Annotated in this window: 16 protein-coding genes and 1 tRNA gene; 6 read left to right on the forward strand and 11 right to left on the reverse strand. The window is 31.5% G+C overall.

Annotated features, from left to right (window positions below):
* The first annotated feature begins 26 nt into the window (after positions 1 to 26).
* Positions 27 to 2,636: a DNA mismatch repair protein MutS gene (gene mutS / locus H3Z83_RS09680; RefSeq protein WP_182125288.1), complete on the forward strand. Its 2,610-nt coding sequence runs from the start codon at positions 27 to 29 to the stop codon at positions 2,634 to 2,636.
* Between the two features lie 34 nt (positions 2,637 to 2,670).
* Here mutS and H3Z83_RS09685 read toward each other — a convergent pair whose 3' ends face one another.
* Entirely contained in the window at positions 2,671 to 3,465 is a 795-nt protein-coding gene (locus H3Z83_RS09685; protein ID WP_182125289.1) for a universal stress protein, read from the reverse strand.
* Between the two features lie 128 nt (positions 3,466 to 3,593).
* On the opposite strand from H3Z83_RS09685, the gene H3Z83_RS09690 reads away from it, so the two are divergent.
* The 4 genes from H3Z83_RS09690 to H3Z83_RS09705 all read left to right on the forward strand — a co-directional run bounded on the left by H3Z83_RS09690 (position 3,594) and on the right by H3Z83_RS09705 (position 6,458).
* Complete coding sequence (locus tag H3Z83_RS09690; RefSeq protein WP_182125290.1) at positions 3,594 to 4,928, forward strand: MATE family efflux transporter; 1,335 nt, start codon at positions 3,594 to 3,596, stop codon at positions 4,926 to 4,928.
* Between the two features lie 23 nt (positions 4,929 to 4,951).
* Positions 4,952 to 5,719 (forward strand): enoyl-CoA hydratase/isomerase family protein, encoded by a 768-nt coding sequence (locus H3Z83_RS09695; RefSeq protein ID WP_182125291.1) that lies wholly within the window; start codon positions 4,952 to 4,954, stop codon positions 5,717 to 5,719.
* 3 nt (positions 5,720 to 5,722) lie between these two features.
* Complete coding sequence (locus H3Z83_RS09700; protein ID WP_182125292.1) at positions 5,723 to 5,896, forward strand: hypothetical protein; 174 nt, start codon at positions 5,723 to 5,725, stop codon at positions 5,894 to 5,896.
* 112 nt (positions 5,897 to 6,008) lie between these two features.
* On the forward strand, positions 6,009 to 6,458 hold the full coding sequence (locus H3Z83_RS09705) for a 6-pyruvoyl trahydropterin synthase family protein (RefSeq protein WP_182125293.1): 450 nt from the start codon (positions 6,009 to 6,011) through the stop codon (positions 6,456 to 6,458).
* Positions 6,459 to 6,602: 144 nt separating this feature from the next.
* Here the strand turns inward: H3Z83_RS09705 and pth are convergent, their stop codons facing one another.
* The 3 genes from pth to H3Z83_RS09720 all read right to left on the reverse strand — a co-directional run bounded on the left by pth (position 6,603) and on the right by H3Z83_RS09720 (position 8,861).
* Complete coding sequence (gene pth / locus H3Z83_RS09710) at positions 6,603 to 7,169, reverse strand: aminoacyl-tRNA hydrolase (protein WP_246337525.1); 567 nt, start codon at positions 7,167 to 7,169, stop codon at positions 6,603 to 6,605.
* A 138-nt stretch (positions 7,170 to 7,307) separates the two neighbouring features.
* On the reverse strand, positions 7,308 to 7,895 hold the full coding sequence (locus H3Z83_RS09715; RefSeq protein WP_182125295.1) for a 50S ribosomal protein L25/general stress protein Ctc: 588 nt from the start codon (positions 7,893 to 7,895) through the stop codon (positions 7,308 to 7,310).
* 24 nt (positions 7,896 to 7,919) lie between these two features.
* Positions 7,920 to 8,861: a ribose-phosphate pyrophosphokinase gene (locus H3Z83_RS09720; protein ID WP_182125296.1), complete on the reverse strand. Its 942-nt coding sequence runs from the start codon at positions 8,859 to 8,861 to the stop codon at positions 7,920 to 7,922.
* A 123-nt stretch (positions 8,862 to 8,984) separates the two neighbouring features.
* On the opposite strand from H3Z83_RS09720, the gene H3Z83_RS09725 reads away from it, so the two are divergent.
* Positions 8,985 to 9,066: transfer RNA gene (locus tag H3Z83_RS09725), tRNA-Leu, on the forward strand.
* A gap of 42 nt (positions 9,067 to 9,108) precedes the next feature.
* On the opposite strand, the gene H3Z83_RS09730 is transcribed toward H3Z83_RS09725, so the two are convergent.
* From H3Z83_RS09730 to H3Z83_RS09760, 7 genes are read right to left on the reverse strand one after another with little or no spacing between them, the layout of a single operon-like run.
* Positions 9,109 to 10,371, reverse strand: coding sequence for a cation:proton antiporter (locus tag H3Z83_RS09730; protein WP_182125297.1), 1,263 nt, complete (start codon positions 10,369 to 10,371; stop codon positions 9,109 to 9,111).
* Between the two features lie 58 nt (positions 10,372 to 10,429).
* On the reverse strand, positions 10,430 to 11,008 hold the full coding sequence (locus H3Z83_RS09735; RefSeq protein WP_182125298.1) for a DUF1835 domain-containing protein: 579 nt from the start codon (positions 11,006 to 11,008) through the stop codon (positions 10,430 to 10,432).
* Positions 11,001 to 12,104 (reverse strand): NTP transferase domain-containing protein, encoded by a 1,104-nt coding sequence (locus tag H3Z83_RS09740; RefSeq protein WP_182125299.1) that lies wholly within the window; start codon positions 12,102 to 12,104, stop codon positions 11,001 to 11,003. Before H3Z83_RS09740 ends, H3Z83_RS09735 begins: the two co-directional genes overlap by 8 nt.
* Positions 12,105 to 12,890: a pyrroline-5-carboxylate reductase gene (gene proC, locus H3Z83_RS09745; RefSeq protein WP_182125300.1), complete on the reverse strand. Its 786-nt coding sequence runs from the start codon at positions 12,888 to 12,890 to the stop codon at positions 12,105 to 12,107.
* Positions 12,883 to 13,359, reverse strand: coding sequence for a cyclic pyranopterin monophosphate synthase MoaC (moaC, locus tag H3Z83_RS09750; protein ID WP_182125301.1), 477 nt, complete (start codon positions 13,357 to 13,359; stop codon positions 12,883 to 12,885). The genes proC and moaC overlap by 8 nt, the downstream gene beginning before the upstream one ends.
* Positions 13,359 to 14,579: a molybdopterin molybdotransferase MoeA gene (locus tag H3Z83_RS09755; protein WP_182125302.1), complete on the reverse strand. Its 1,221-nt coding sequence runs from the start codon at positions 14,577 to 14,579 to the stop codon at positions 13,359 to 13,361. Before H3Z83_RS09755 ends, moaC begins: the two co-directional genes overlap by 1 nt.
* Positions 14,576 to 14,749: a hypothetical protein gene (locus H3Z83_RS09760; protein WP_182125303.1), complete on the reverse strand. Its 174-nt coding sequence runs from the start codon at positions 14,747 to 14,749 to the stop codon at positions 14,576 to 14,578. The genes H3Z83_RS09755 and H3Z83_RS09760 overlap by 4 nt, the downstream gene beginning before the upstream one ends.

A 14,749-nucleotide genomic window follows, 5' to 3' on the forward strand; every position in this document is an offset into this window, starting at 1 on the left:
AAAACTAATTGAAAAAATCTAAAAACTTGGCAAAAACAAAGGCAAAAAAGGTAACTCCGCTAATGCAACAATACAACGGAATTAAAGCAAAATATCCGGATGCAATGTTACTTTTTAGAGTGGGAGATTTTTACGAAACCTTTGGGAAAGATGCAGTAAAAGCATCCGAAGTTTTAGGAATAATTTTAACCAAAAGAGGTGCTGGTAGCGAAAGTGAAACTGCTTTGGCGGGTTTTCCGCATCATTCGTTAAACACCTATTTACCTAAGCTAGTTAAGTCGGGACTTCGTGTGGCTATTTGCGATCAATTAGAAGATCCGAAAATGACCAAGAAGATTGTAAAACGTGGTGTTACCGAATTGGTAACTCCAGGGGTTGCTTTAAATGACGAAGTTTTACAATCGAAATCCAATAATTTTTTAGCAGCAGTACATTTTGGGAAGAAGTTATTAGGAGTTTCTTTTTTAGATGTTTCTACAGGTGAGTTTTTAATCGCACAAGGAAACGAAGAATACATTGATAAATTATTACAGAATTTTTCACCTAGTGAAGTTTTAGTAGAAAAGAAAAACAAGCAACGATTTTTAGAGTTGTTTACAAATCGTTTTCATACTTTTTACTTAGAAGATTGGATTTTTCAAAAAGAATATGGAAATGAATTATTAAGCAATCATTTTAAGGTTAAAAATTTAAAAGGATTTGGTGTTGAAGAGTTAGAATACGGAGTTATTGCTGGTGGAGCAGTAATGTATTATCTGTCAGAAACACAACATAATAAAATAGATCACATCCAATCAATAAGCAGAATTGCTGAAGATAATTATGTGTGGATGGATCGTTTTACTGTTAAAAATCTGGAGTTATACGGAGGTAATTCAGTAAACTCAGTTTCGTTATTAAACGTTATTGATAAAACAATTTCTCCGATGGGAGGACGCTTGTTAAAACGTTGGTTAGCGCTTCCATTAAAAGATATAAATCAGATTAAACAACGCCATGAGTTGGTGAAGTTTTTAATTGATAACGATGATTTTCACGAAACAGTAACCTATCAGTTAAAACAAATTTCTGATATCGAACGATTGATATCTAAAGTTGCAACGGGTAAAGTTTCGCCAAGAGAAGTGATTCTTTTAAAGAATTCGTTAAAAGCCATTTTACCGATAAAAGAAGCTGCTGAGAAAAGTAAAAACAAAACGGTTAAAGAAATCGGAAAACAATTACACGACTGTAAGTTGTTAATTGATAAAATTACCGAGAGTGTATTTGAAGAAGCACCAATAAACATAAATAAAGGAAACGCGATTGCAAATGGTGTTTCTAAAGAGCTGGATGAGTTACGAAGTATTTCTAATTCAGGTAAAGAATATTTAGATAATATGTTGGCTCGTGAAACGGAGCGAACAGGAATAGCAAGCTTAAAAATAGCTTTTAACAATGTTTTTGGATACTATATTGAAGTTAGAAATAAATACAAAGACAATGTTCCAGAAGAATGGATTCGTAAGCAAACTTTAGTAAATGCAGAGCGTTATATTACGGAAGAATTGAAGGAATATGAAGCTAAAATCTTAGGGGCTGAAGAGAAAATCCAGCAATTAGAAACGGAGATTTTTGCAAAATTAGTGCAGTTTATTATTGATTTTGTGCAACCTGTACAGCAAAATGCTCAAAATATTGCTAAAATAGACGGATTATTATCGTTTGCTACATTGGCAATGGATAACAATTATGTGCGTCCGATGATGGACGAAAGCACAGATATTGAAATAAAGAATGGTCGCCATCCAGTAATAGAAAAACAATTAGCGATTGGTGAAGAGTATATTGCAAACGATGTAGTTTTAAATCGTAATCAACAACAAATAATTATGATTACCGGACCAAATATGTCGGGTAAATCTGCCATTTTACGTCAAACAGCATTAATAGTTTTATTGGCGCAAATGGGAAGTTATGTACCAGCACAAAATGCACGTATTGGTATTGTAGATAAGATTTTTACAAGAGTAGGAGCTAGTGATAATATTTCGATGGGAGAATCTACGTTTATGGTAGAAATGAATGAAACAGCTTCTATCTTAAATAATATTTCTGAACGCAGTTTAGTGTTGTTAGATGAAATTGGTCGTGGAACCTCTACTTATGACGGAATTTCAATTGCTTGGGCTATTTCAGAGTATTTACACGAGCACCCATCAAAAGCAAAAACATTATTTGCTACACATTACCATGAGCTAAATGAAATGACTACTACGTTTGAACGTATTAAGAATTTCAATGTATCGGTAAAAGAATTAAAAGACAGTATTATTTTCTTACGTAAATTGGTTGCAGGTGGTAGTAACCATAGTTTTGGTATTCACGTAGCTAAATTAGCAGGAATGCCGAACATGGTAATTCATAGAGCTCAGAAAATTTTAAAGCAGTTAGAAGATTCTCATTCGCAAAAAGAAGTAAAGGAAGTATTGAAAGAAACGCAGCATGAAGAAATGCAAATGAGCTTTTTTCAGTTAGATGATCCTTTACTAGAAGATATAAGAGAAGAAATATTAACTACTAATATAGATACGCTTACACCAATTGAAGCTTTAATGAAGCTGAATGAAATTAAACGAATGTTGGTTAAAAAATAAAAGAGATTTCAAACGAAATCTCTTTTAAAATACTTTATAACTTTCCTCTTAAAACTAGTAGCGGAATATTACAATGAAATTCTTTTTTTAGAATCGTATTTTTTTCCCAAAGCTTTTGAAAGAATCCACGGTTACGTCTAAACACACATAATAAATCAGGATTATGAGATTGAAAATGTTCTAAAACACCTTGAAAAGTTGTAGCGTTTTCAGTTACAGTTAATTCGTTTTTTATCTCTCCTAAATTAGAATCTAAAACTAAATCTTCTTCGGTATAATTAGGTGTCTTTACCAATAATAAATTAGAAGAAGCGTTAAAAGTTTTTAAGATTTTATTTAAAGGATTCAATACATTTTCCTTGTTCATAATTCCCGATTTAAAAGCAGTAAGTACTGATTTTATTGGAGAAAATTGATAGCCATCAGGAACAATTAACATAGGAATGTTGGTTTGTTTTAAAACGCTACCCGAAGTGTTTCCTAAAAACACTTCTTCTTTTATCGAATTACTTTTTGGACCCATAATAATTAAGTCCATTCCTAATTCTCTATCAATAGCAGTAATACTTTCTAAAACATCACCTTTTGCAGTAATCATTTTAATGGCTACATTTTTTCTATCAACAGAATTAATCATAGCTCTTAAATATAAATTTGTTTCACGCTGCATGGTATCGTCAGCATTAACAAAGGCACCAGCTTTTGTTAAAACCTTATAGGCACGCATTACAAACACTTTTACATTTGTAGCTTCAGCAAAATTAATAGCGTATTGTAAGGTGTTTATTGAGTTTTCGGTAGAACCAATAGGAACTAATATATGTTTCATAATTTTTTTTTAATCACAGTGTTTTTAAATACACTATGAAGTTGCAAAGATAAATAATATTTAAAACAGATAATTTTAGTGTTTTACTTTAGGAAATAAAAGAATAACTGTTCCTTTGTTCTTAGAATATGAATCAAGATATTAGTTTTAAACGTATTAATAAATTAGCAATACCAGCTTTAATTGCAGGAGTTGCCGAACCATTACTTTCTACAACCGATCTAGCTATAATTGGCAATATTGATAATAATGCTACAGAGAGTATCGCTGCAATTGGTATTGTAGGTGCTTTTTTATCGATGTTAATTTGGGTGTTTGGACAAACAAGGAGTGGAATATCGTCTATTATTTCTCAATATTTAGGAGCTAATAAGTTAGATGAAGTTAAAAACTTACCAGCACAAGCAATTGTGTTAGTAGTTACTACAAGCTTGTTTATTTTAGGAATAAGCTATCCGTTTTCAAAAGAAATTTTTGAGTTTTATAATGCATCAGGAACCATTTTAGAGTACTCGGTAGAATATTATAAGATTAGAGTTTTTGGTTTTCCATTCACGCTTTTTGTGATTGCAATTTTTGGAGTTTTTAGAGGGTTACAAAACACAGTATATCCAATGATTATTGCTATTATCGGTACTATTGTAAATATTGTTTTAGATATTATTTTGGTATACGGAATTGAAGGTTATATCCCTGCAATGAATATTCAAGGAGCTGCGTATGCAAGTGTAATAGCACAAATTACGATGGCAGTTATAGCATTGTATTTATTGTTGACTAAAACGAAAATATCTTTAAAGTTTCAATTACCATTTAATAAGGAAATTCCGAGGTTTATAAATATGATTTTAAATCTATTTGTAAGAACCATTGCTTTAAATGTAGCCTTGTATTTTGCGACTTCGTATGCTACTGGTTATGGTAAAGAGTATATCGCGGCTTATACAATCGGACTTAATTTATGGTTGATGGGAGCTTTTATGATAGATGGCTATTCATCTGCAGGAAATATTTTATCAGGTAAATTATTAGGAGCCAAAGCATATAAAACATTAATTAAATTAGGAAATAATTTAATCATATACGGATTAGTCTTTGGAAGTTTTTTGGCGCTCATCGGATTGGTTTTTTATAACTTTATTGGGACAATTTTCACCAAGGAACAAGAAGTACTAGTACAGTTTTATAATACTTTTTGGATTATTCTATTAATGCAACCTATTTGCTCCATCGCATTTATTTACGACGGAATGTTTAAAGGTTTAGGAGAAATGAAATATTTACGTAACGTATTATTAGTATCTACAGCCTTAGTTTTTATTCCGTTATTGTTGTTTTTCGATTCATTAAATTATAAACTATATGCTGTTTGGATTGCTTTTTACGGTTGGATAATAGCGAGAGGTGTTCCGCTGATTTTTAAATTTAGAAACAAGTTTTTATCTCGCTCTCAAAAAGTGTAATTTTGAGAATAAAATAATTAGAAATGACTACAACCCGACAAAACGGAAGTTTATATACCAATATTCAAAATAACATTGCTACAGTAGAATTTGGACATCCTGCTAGTAATTCCTTTCCAAGTGAATTATTAGCTCGTTTAGCAAATGAATTCGATGCGTTATCAAATAATGATGAGGTTTCTGTAATTGTATTAAAATCAGAAGGAGAAAGAGCTTTTTGTGCTGGTGCTTCGTTTGATGAATTAGTTGCAATCAATGATTTAGAAAGAGGTAAAGCTTTCTTTTCTGGGTTTGCGAACGTAATTAATGCGATGCGTAAATGCTCTAAATTAATCATTGGTAGAGTACAGGGTAAAACTGTTGGTGGCGGAGTAGGTTTAGCAGCAGCTTGCGATTATGTATTGGCAACAGAACACGCATCAATTAAACTTTCTGAATTTACAATAGGCATTGGTCCGTTTGTAATTGCTCCTGCAGTAGAGCGCAAAATAGGAGTGGGTGGATTAGCAGAGTTAACATTAGATGCATCTAATTGGAAAAATGCGTATTGGGCAAAAGAAAAAGGATTATACGCTCGTGTTTTTGAAACTAAAAATGAGTTGGATAAAGAAGTAGAAATTTTATCAGAAAAATTAGCGTCTTATAATCCAGAAGCCTTAGTTGAAATGAAGAAAGCTTTATGGAAAGATACAGAGCACTGGGGAAGTTTATTGATAGAAAGAGCAGAAACTTCTGGAAAATTAGTGTTATCAGAATTTACAAAAAACGCATTGTCAAAATTTAAAAAATAAAAGATGTTTTTAATTCAAGAAATGAAGGATTCTAACGCTTATAAAGCAGGCTATGAGGTTGGAAAATGGATATACCATCATCCGGTATTATCAATATTAATAGGAATTGTTATTTCGGTAGCCTTTGTTTGGTTATTAACAAAAGTTGTAAAACAAATTCGTACATTCGGCGAATAAAAACAAATTTAAAGATTATGGGTGGAGATTATTTATTTGCAATATTAGCAGCTGGTGTAGCAATTGTATATTTTTATAATAAGCACAGAAGTAACAAAAAATTTAAAAGATAGTGAGCAAGATTAGAATCACAAAACAGTTTACTTTCGAAACTGGTCATGCACTATACGGTTATGACGGAAAATGTAAAAATGTTCACGGACATAGTTACAAACTATCTGTTACCGTTATGGGACAGCCAATTACGGATACGTCCAACGTAAAATATGGAATGGTGATTGACTTTAGCGATCTTAAAAGGATTGTAAAAGAAGAGATTGTTGATGTTTTTGACCATGCTACCGTGTTTAATAAAAATACGCCTCATGTAGAGTTAGCAAAAGAATTAAAAGATCGTGGACATCATGTTATTTTGGTAGATTACCAACCAACAAGTGAAATGATGGTGATTGATTTTGCTCAAAAAATTAAGAATAGATTACCAGTGAATATTCAATTACACGCAATTAAATTACAAGAAACCGAAACTAGTTTTGCTGAGTGGTTTGCTAGTGATAATTAATCTTCGTGTAACAAATACACTTTTTAAACTACTAATAAGTATAACCAATTAAGTGTACAATGGAAAATTTATTAAAAGCTATCAAGAAATTCTATAAATGTGAGGTAAGAACGTTTAATAAAATGTTAGGGATAAAGTAAGCTACTACTTGCCATTAAACTCATTCATGGTATTAGATAATCCGGCAGTTATAAAAGAAGTAACTGCTTTTACTGATGTAGGAATACGCTCAATCATTTCGCTTTCTTCTTCTTTGCTCCATTGCCCTAAAACATAGTCTACTTGACGACCTCTACCATAATCAGCACCTACTCCAAAACGAAAACGAGGATATGCACCAGTATTAAATTTTTCTTGAATATCTTTTAATCCGTTATGTCCGCCAGAGCTACCTTTGCCTTTAATACGAAGCTTTCCGAAATCAATATTTAAATCATCAGTAATTACCAATAGGTTTTCTACTTTGATGTTTTCTTGTTTCATCCAATACTGTATAGCCTTACCACTTAAGTTCATATAAGTGCTAGGTTTTAATACAATAACAGTTTTCCCTTTAATTCTTAATCTAGCAATATCTCCTAGTTTTTCAGTTTCGAAGCTAGCATCATGCTCTTTTACAAAGGCATCTACTATTTTAAAACCTATATTATGACGTGTATTGTGATACTTTTCACCAATATTACCTAAACCTACGATTAAAAATTTCTTCATCGGATCTTCTTCTATACTTATTGATTGTGTTTTAGAAAAGTTAAATAGTCTTTTCAAAAAAGAGTTAAAAATCATGCCTCAAAAATAAAAAAAGCGTTACACAATGGTAACGCTTTTTGTAATTTATGTGTGCAAAATTTATTCTGCTGCAGCTTCTTCTTCAGTTTCTTCTTCTTTAACAGCGTTACGAGAAGTTCTTACTTGAACAACAACTGTATTATCTGGGTGTAAAAATGAATAATCATCGTTAGCTAACTCAGTAATAAATAATTTGTTTCCAATTTTTAAACCAGAAATATCTGCGCTAATAAAGTCAGGTAATTTAGCAGGTAAAGCTTTTACTTTTAATTTACGGTTAGTAAAACGTAAAGAACCACCATTTAAAACCCCTGGAGAAGTTCCAGTTAATTTTACAGGAATTTCCATAGTTACCGCTTTATCGTCGAATAACTGGTAGAAATCTACGTGTAAAATACTATCGTTTACTGGGTGAAATTGGATATCTTGTAATACAGCATTGTAAGTTGTACCATCTAATTCAATCGTAGCAGTAAATACGTCTGGAGTAAATACTAATGGCTTGAACGATTTTGCTTCCGCTGAAAAATGAACAGGCTTGTCTCCTCCGTATAATACGCAAGGAACCTTTCCAGCATTACGTAAGGCTTTTGTTGCTTTTTTACCTACGCTTTCTCTTTGAGATCCGTTGATTGTAATTGATTTCATTACTTTTTTGTTTATTAAATTTATTTACATTAAAAATTGTCCACTAATGGATGTGTTGTCTTGAACTTTACGCATCACATCAGCGAATAAGGGCGCGCAAGTTACAACTTTTATTTTAGATATATTCTTTTTTAAAGGAATTGTGTCTGAAACAATTAGCTCTTCTAGTTTTGAGTTTTGAATACGGTCATAAGCATTACCAGAAAGTATAGGATGTGTACATATTGCACGAACACTTTTTGCACCGCGTTCCATCATTAAATCAGCTGCTTTGGTAAGTGTTCCTCCGGTGTCAATCATATCATCAACAAGAATTACATTCTTACCTTCAACCTCACCAATCAACTCCATATGAGAAATTACATTGGCTTTTTGACGTTGCTTGTAACAAATTACTACATCACTTTCTAAATATTTAGAATAGGCATAAGCTCTTTTTGAGCCTCCCATATCTGGCGAAGCAATTGTAAGGTTATCTAATCCTAAACTTTTTACATATGGAAGAAAAATGGTAGAAGCAAATAAATGATCTACTGGCTTTTCGAAGAACCCTTGAATTTGATCTGCATGTAAATCCATAGTCATGATTCTTGTAGCTCCAGCAGCTTCTAGTAATTTTGCTACTAATTTTGCACCAATTGCTACCCGAGGTTTATCTTTTCTATCTTGACGAGCCCAGCCAAAATAAGGCATTACAGCTGTAATATGTCTTGCAGATGCGCGTTTTGCTGCATCGCACATTAATAACATTTCCATTAAATTATCTGTAGATGGAAATGTAGATCCTATAATAAAAACTCTACGTCCTCTTACTGATTCTTCGAAAGCTGGTTGAAATTCTCCGTCGCTAAAATGAGTGGTGATTACTTTTCCTAATTCAAAGCCATAATTTTTAGCAATTTCTTCTGCTAATTCAATACTTTGTGAACATGCAAAAAACTTTGGACTCAATTGATTTGTAGCCATTTAGTGTTATGATATTTAGTTATTGTTGTTGTTGGCAACAAAAGTAAAACTATTTTGAGAGTTTAAAAGATATTTTTAAATGAAATCATTAAAATATTTAATAAATTCGCAGTCTATTAAACTGCTCGAGTGGTGGAACTGGTAGACACGTTGGATTCAAAATCCAATTCTTTCGAGAGTGCGGGTTCGATTCCCGCCTCGAGTACAAAAAACCTCAACAATTTGTTGAGGTTTTTTTATTTAATTTTTAATGATGTGAGTTAGTAGGTTTGTCTGATTTTAATTCGAGTTTTTCTAACAAAGGTTCAATAGTTAATCCTTGTACTAGAATAGAAAATATTACAACGATATAAGTAATTACTAAAAACATTTCTCGGTGCATATCTTGTGATAAACCAAGTGCTAATGCAATAGATATACCACCTCGTAAACCTCCCCAAGTCATCATTAAATTAGTATTAGGAACAAAATCGAGTTTCTTTTTAAAGAAATTTATAGGTAATAGTAAAGAAACATAACGACATAATAATGTGATTGGTATTGCTAATAACCCTGCAAGTATATATTTACCTTCAAATACTAATACCAGCATTTCCATACCGATTAGTACGAAAAGAATTGCGTTTAACAGTACATCAACCAATTCCCAAAATTTATCTACATACATTTCGGTAGTTTCAGACATTGAGTTGTTTCTAGAAGTATCATTTCCTAGCATTAAACCAGCAGTTACCATAGCTAATGGAGCCGATAAATGAAGTTTGCGCGCAATTAAACTTCCTACCATAACTAATGCAATGGTAATGATAACTTCTATTTCAAAATCATCAATAGATTTTATCATTTTAAAGGCAAGGTAACCAAGTATTAAGCCAAGAATAATACCGCCTATTACCTCTTGACCGAATAAAGTTGCTACATCAGCAGGATTAAAATTTCCTGAAGAAGCTACTTGAAATATAGTTAAGAAAACAACTACACCAACACCATCATTGAATAATGATTCTCCTACAATTTTAGTTTCTAGTTTTTTAGGAGCTCCTGCTTTTTTCAAAATTCCTAAAACAGCAATAGGATCGGTTGGAGAAATTAATGCTCCGAATAACAAACAATAAATGAATTCAATATTCATTCCTAATAATTGTAACACATAATACATAGTGCCTCCAATTAAAAAAGTAGAGGTTAAAACGCCAATAGTTGCAAAAACTAAAATAGGCCAACGTTGTACTTTTAACTGTTGGAAATTGGTGTGTAAGGCTCCTGCAAATAGTAAGAAGCTTAACATTTCATCTAATAAAACAGTTCTAAAATCAATTTGCTTAATGAATTCAATTTCGGCATTTAATAAAGTATTATCAAAATAACTTAATGCCAATACGCCTAAGGTATATAGAATAGTAATTAGCATTAAACCAATGGTGTTTGGTAATTTTAAAAACTTAACATTTATATATCCAAAAACAGCAGATAATAAAATAAGAAAAGTTGCAATAGTATAAGTATCCATAGAGTTATTTTTTTATAGAGAGATAAATGTCTTTTTACTTTTATTTAAATAAGATTAGCTAACCATTAATAGCCTGTTGTAAATATCTAAACTTGTTTGAAAAAAGACTGTAGTCAAACGTGTTATTTTTTACTGAATAAGCTTCCCAACATTGTTGTAAATATTCAAGGTTTGGTAAAGTGAGTTTTACTTTATAAGAATATAGTATTTCAAATTCTTTAGAATTATAATCAGTTAATTTTTGTAGCTCATCTCTTCCTTTATGTTTACCTGAACATACTAAAAAGAACTGTGTGTCTTTTGAAAAACATTTAGATAAGTGGCTACCTATAGCCATTAAATTTACTTGAGAAACATTTGTGTAATCTAACCACAAAACTACTTCCTTATATTCATCAAGATCCTCTAACTGAACAATTGATTTTATAGCATTATCAAAATAATCAATTCTTGAAACCTGATACGTATTTTCGAAATATTCGTAACGTTTCGACCAAAACTCATCAGAAAAAACGTCCGAAATTATAGGTCCTTCTAACAAGTTTTCTTTAAACAATAAAGAGCCTCCTTCAATATCAGATTCTTGAAAAATAGTTTGTGCTTCTTTTGAACAAAATATGTGAAGTTTTTTACCCATTAATTTCCTTTTTAGCAATTTCGAATTCTTCTGGAGTATTAATATTTCTAATTAAAGCATCATCAACTTCAATAATTTCTACTTCAGAATTAATCAACATTTTACGAGGGCAAGAATATCCTTGAGCTAAATATTGTAGTAATTTAGTGTATGCTTTTGGTTCGTAAATGGTAATTAAAGGTTCTGGAAATTCTTTGCCGATTCCTTTAATAGCTGTTGCTACTTTACTCGGATTTCTTTTTTGTAATAAAAGTTGAATAAGCTCACTGTTTACAAAAGGAACATCTGTAGCTAAAACTAACCAAGCTGTATTTGGATTTTTTTGAAAAGCAGAACAAATACCTCCAAACGGACCAAGATTTAGAAAAGTATCGTGAATTTCGTCTTCTTTATTTGAGTTCGATTGAACTGAATAAAAGGTTTCTAAACTATTAGATTTTAATAGTTCTTTTACGTGTTTTTTTTGAGGTTTTCCATGGTAATCTAATTGAGATTTATCGCTTCCCATTCGAGTACTTTTCCCACCAACCAAAACCAATCCCTTTACTGGTGGAATGTGTTCTTGAATTAAAAGATTTATATGAGAGGTAATTTTGTCTACCTCATCAATTGTATAAGAAGTAATATTTTCAATATTTGGAAATTTCTCCAATAAACAATCAAAATAAACAATGTTTGGATTCAATTTTATAATAAATTGAATATTAGTTATTTGATCTAATCTCTTTTTTATTGAAGCCTCTTTTTCTGGGTCTAAAATTAAAATCTGTTTTGCTCCTTGATAATGGTTCCCGTTTACAAATACAAAATCGTGATCAATAAATTGTAATCGTTGCTCAAACTTATTTATTAATGATGTGGTATCTATTTGCAAGTTACCTTCATGATGAAAAGTATATTTAGTTACATTGTTTTTATCAATATCTTTAGCATGAGAAGCATCAAAATAACCCAAATTATAGTTTGATAATTTTGATGAAACTTCCTTAATTAAATCTTCAATAATTCCACATTTAGCACCTAAAATAGCGACTTCGTTTACTGCGAAATTATCGTTATGTTTTTTAGTGATATTTGTGTGTTTTTGATGTGCCATTTATAAGTTTTCAATTTTATTTTGAGAAGCCAATATACCATGAGTAACAGAAGAACTAAATCCCTCTTGTTCCATTTTATTTAAACCTGTAATCGTAATTCCTTGTGGCGTTGTTACCTTGTCAATTTCACTTTCTGGATGATTTCCGTTTTGCAAAATTAATTCGGCAGCACCTTTAATGGTTTGCGCAGTTATTTTTTGCGCTAATTCAGAATTAAAACCAATTTCGATACCGCCTTGCATTGCAGCTCTTAAGTAACGTAAAGCAAAAGCAATTCCACTTGCTGCCAAAACAGTAGCAGAAGCCATTAATTCGTCGTCAATAAAAACAGTTTCTCCTAAGTTTTTGAAAATAGTTTCTACCGTGTTTCTTTGTGTTTCAGTACTATCAACTGTAGAAATACAGGTCATAGATTGTTTAATTGCAGCTGCAGTATTTGGCATTGCTCTAAACAAAGGAAGGTTTTTATTTATAATAGATTTTAATTCTAATAAAGAGATTCCAGTAACGGTTGAAATTATTGTTTGGTTTGTAATTTCAGAAGCTAAATCTTTTAAAACCTGAGCAGTTTTTTGAGGTTTTACACATAATAAAATAACTGTAGCATTTTTAACTGCTTCGTTATTATTTGAAGTAACTAAAACCCCCGCTTCAGCATATTTTTTAAGTGCTGCCGTTTTTCTTCTAGACAAGCTTAAATTAGATTGATGCAATCCACTTTCTAAAAGTCCATCAGCTATAGCACATCCTAATTTTCCTGCACCAATAATTGCTATTTTATCCATTTTTAATGTCTGATTTTCCACCAGTTTTTTCTATTAATTTTACTTCTTTAATTACCATTTCTTGACTGATTGCTTTACACATATCATAAATGGTTAAACAAGTAGCTGAAGCCCCTGTTAAAGCTTCCATTTCTACCCCTGTTTTTCCTTCGATAGTAACTTTACAAAACACGTTAATGTTTTCAGTGTCTATAATGTTAATATCTATATCTACTCCGTTAATTAATAACGGATGACACATGGGAATAATATCTGATGTTTTTTTTACAGCTTGAATCCCAGCAATAATAGCTGTTTGAAAAACAGGTCCTTTTTTAGTGATTAATTCCTCGTTATTAAAATGAGAAATAATTTCTGTACCCAAATACATGGTTGCTTTTGCAATAGCAGTTCGTTTCGTGATTTTTTTATCAGAAACATTTACCATTTTAGGTTGATTTTGCTCGTTTATGTGGGTAAAATTGCTCATTATTTATATCTAATTAAAGGATAAACACTTCCTTTTTTAAATTCTATATTTTCAGTTTTTGGTAATTCGATAAAACCATCTGCTTCGGTTAAACTAACTAAATCTCCTGATCCATTTCCTTTAACTGGAGTAGCAAACAGCTGACCTTCTTTGTTTTCTAACTTGACTTGTAAAAAGTAAGTTAAGTTGGGTTTAAAATTTACATCTTCTGTAAGAATAGCGCTTTGTTTATTTTTTTGACCCCCAATTGATTTATAATACCAAGAGTAAAAATAAGCAACACAATTCACAAAAGTTGATACAGGATTCCCAGGAAAAGCAAAAACAAGAGTTTTGTTTTTGGAACTACTATTCATGTTTAAAGCATCTGTACGTCCCATCCAGAATGGTTTTCCAGGGCGTTGTGTTACTTTATGAAATAGTTTTTCTACACCTAACTCATCTAGCACTTCAGGTAAAAAATCGAACTTTCCTTTACTTACCGCCCCGCTAAATAATAGCAAGTCGTATTCTTGTAAGTAGTTATCAATTTTTTCTTTTAAAATAGCTTTATTGTCAGTAATATGTGCGGTTTCTGACGGGATATTCAAACTTCCTAATAAAGAAACTAGCGTGTATACATTCGAACGCCTGATTTGATGGTCTAACGGAGTTTCGTTTACATCTACTAGTTCATCACCAGTAGAGACAATCATCACTTTAGGTTGTTTTGCTACTTTTATAATTGATTTACCAACAGTTGCAATCACACCGATTTCAGCAGGAGAAACAATCGTGTTTTTAGAAATTAAAAGATCACCTTGCTGTTTGTCTTTTCCTTTCTCATGGATGTTTTGACCATCGTTAATATTATCAACAGTAATAGTTGCAATTCCGTTTTCGATGGTTACGTCTTCATAACGAATTACTGTATCACAATTATTTGGTAAGACTGCTCCAGTCATTACTTCAGTGCAGTTTCCCGAATTTTGCATTGATAATTGTGGACTTCCTGCTGGCTGAATTCCTTCTATAGTAAAACTTCGTTGCCCGTTTTTAAAATAACTATAATTAATTGCAATTCCATCCATCGCAACACGGTTGAAAGGAGGGAAATCTCTATCGGCAACAATATCTTCTTTTAATACTCTACCAACTGATTGTATAAACGGAATTTCTTCAATTCCGAAATCTACGGTATTTTGTAATATGATATGTTTTGCTTCTTCTACTGAAATCATCCCCATCCTTTAAATAAACTAATAAAACCAACAATTATAAGTATAATACTACCAACTAAACCACTAAAGGATGTTGAAACATCCCACAAGTTATCATCTTCTTTATAGAGTTTAAAAACAAAATATAAACTAATAACCCCAACTATGATAGAAAGTACACTATAAATCAT

This window comes from Tenacibaculum pelagium (assembly GCF_014062345.1).
Lineage (GTDB): Bacteria > Bacteroidota > Bacteroidia > Flavobacteriales > Flavobacteriaceae > Polaribacter > Polaribacter pelagius.

Coding starts and splice junctions, on each gene's coding strand:
- H3Z83_RS09685 (WP_182125289.1), bottom strand. CDS start 3,465: ATGAAACATATATTAGTTCCTATTGGTTCTACCGAAAACTCAATAAAC.
- H3Z83_RS09690 (WP_182125290.1), top strand. CDS start 3,594: ATGAATCAAGATATTAGTTTTAAACGTATTAATAAATTAGCAATACCA.
- H3Z83_RS09695 (WP_182125291.1), top strand. CDS start 4,952: ATGACTACAACCCGACAAAACGGAAGTTTATATACCAATATTCAAAAT.
- H3Z83_RS09700 (WP_182125292.1), top strand. CDS start 5,723: ATGTTTTTAATTCAAGAAATGAAGGATTCTAACGCTTATAAAGCAGGC.
- pth (WP_246337525.1), bottom strand. CDS start 7,169: ATGAAGAAATTTTTAATCGTAGGTTTAGGTAATATTGGTGAAAAGTAT.
- H3Z83_RS09715 (WP_182125295.1), bottom strand. CDS start 7,895: ATGAAATCAATTACAATCAACGGATCTCAAAGAGAAAGCGTAGGTAAA.
- H3Z83_RS09720 (WP_182125296.1), bottom strand. CDS start 8,861: ATGGCTACAAATCAATTGAGTCCAAAGTTTTTTGCATGTTCACAAAGT.
- H3Z83_RS09730 (WP_182125297.1), bottom strand. CDS start 10,371: ATGGATACTTATACTATTGCAACTTTTCTTATTTTATTATCTGCTGTT.
- H3Z83_RS09735 (WP_182125298.1), bottom strand. CDS start 11,008: ATGGGTAAAAAACTTCACATATTTTGTTCAAAAGAAGCACAAACTATT.
- H3Z83_RS09740 (WP_182125299.1), bottom strand. CDS start 12,104: ATGGCACATCAAAAACACACAAATATCACTAAAAAACATAACGATAAT.
- proC (WP_182125300.1), bottom strand. CDS start 12,890: ATGGATAAAATAGCAATTATTGGTGCAGGAAAATTAGGATGTGCTATA.
- moaC (WP_182125301.1), bottom strand. CDS start 13,359: ATGAGCAATTTTACCCACATAAACGAGCAAAATCAACCTAAAATGGTA.
- H3Z83_RS09755 (WP_182125302.1), bottom strand. CDS start 14,579: ATGATTTCAGTAGAAGAAGCAAAACATATCATATTACAAAATACCGTA.
- H3Z83_RS09760 (WP_182125303.1), bottom strand. CDS start 14,749: ATGATTTATAGTGTACTTTCTATCATAGTTGGGGTTATTAGTTTATAT.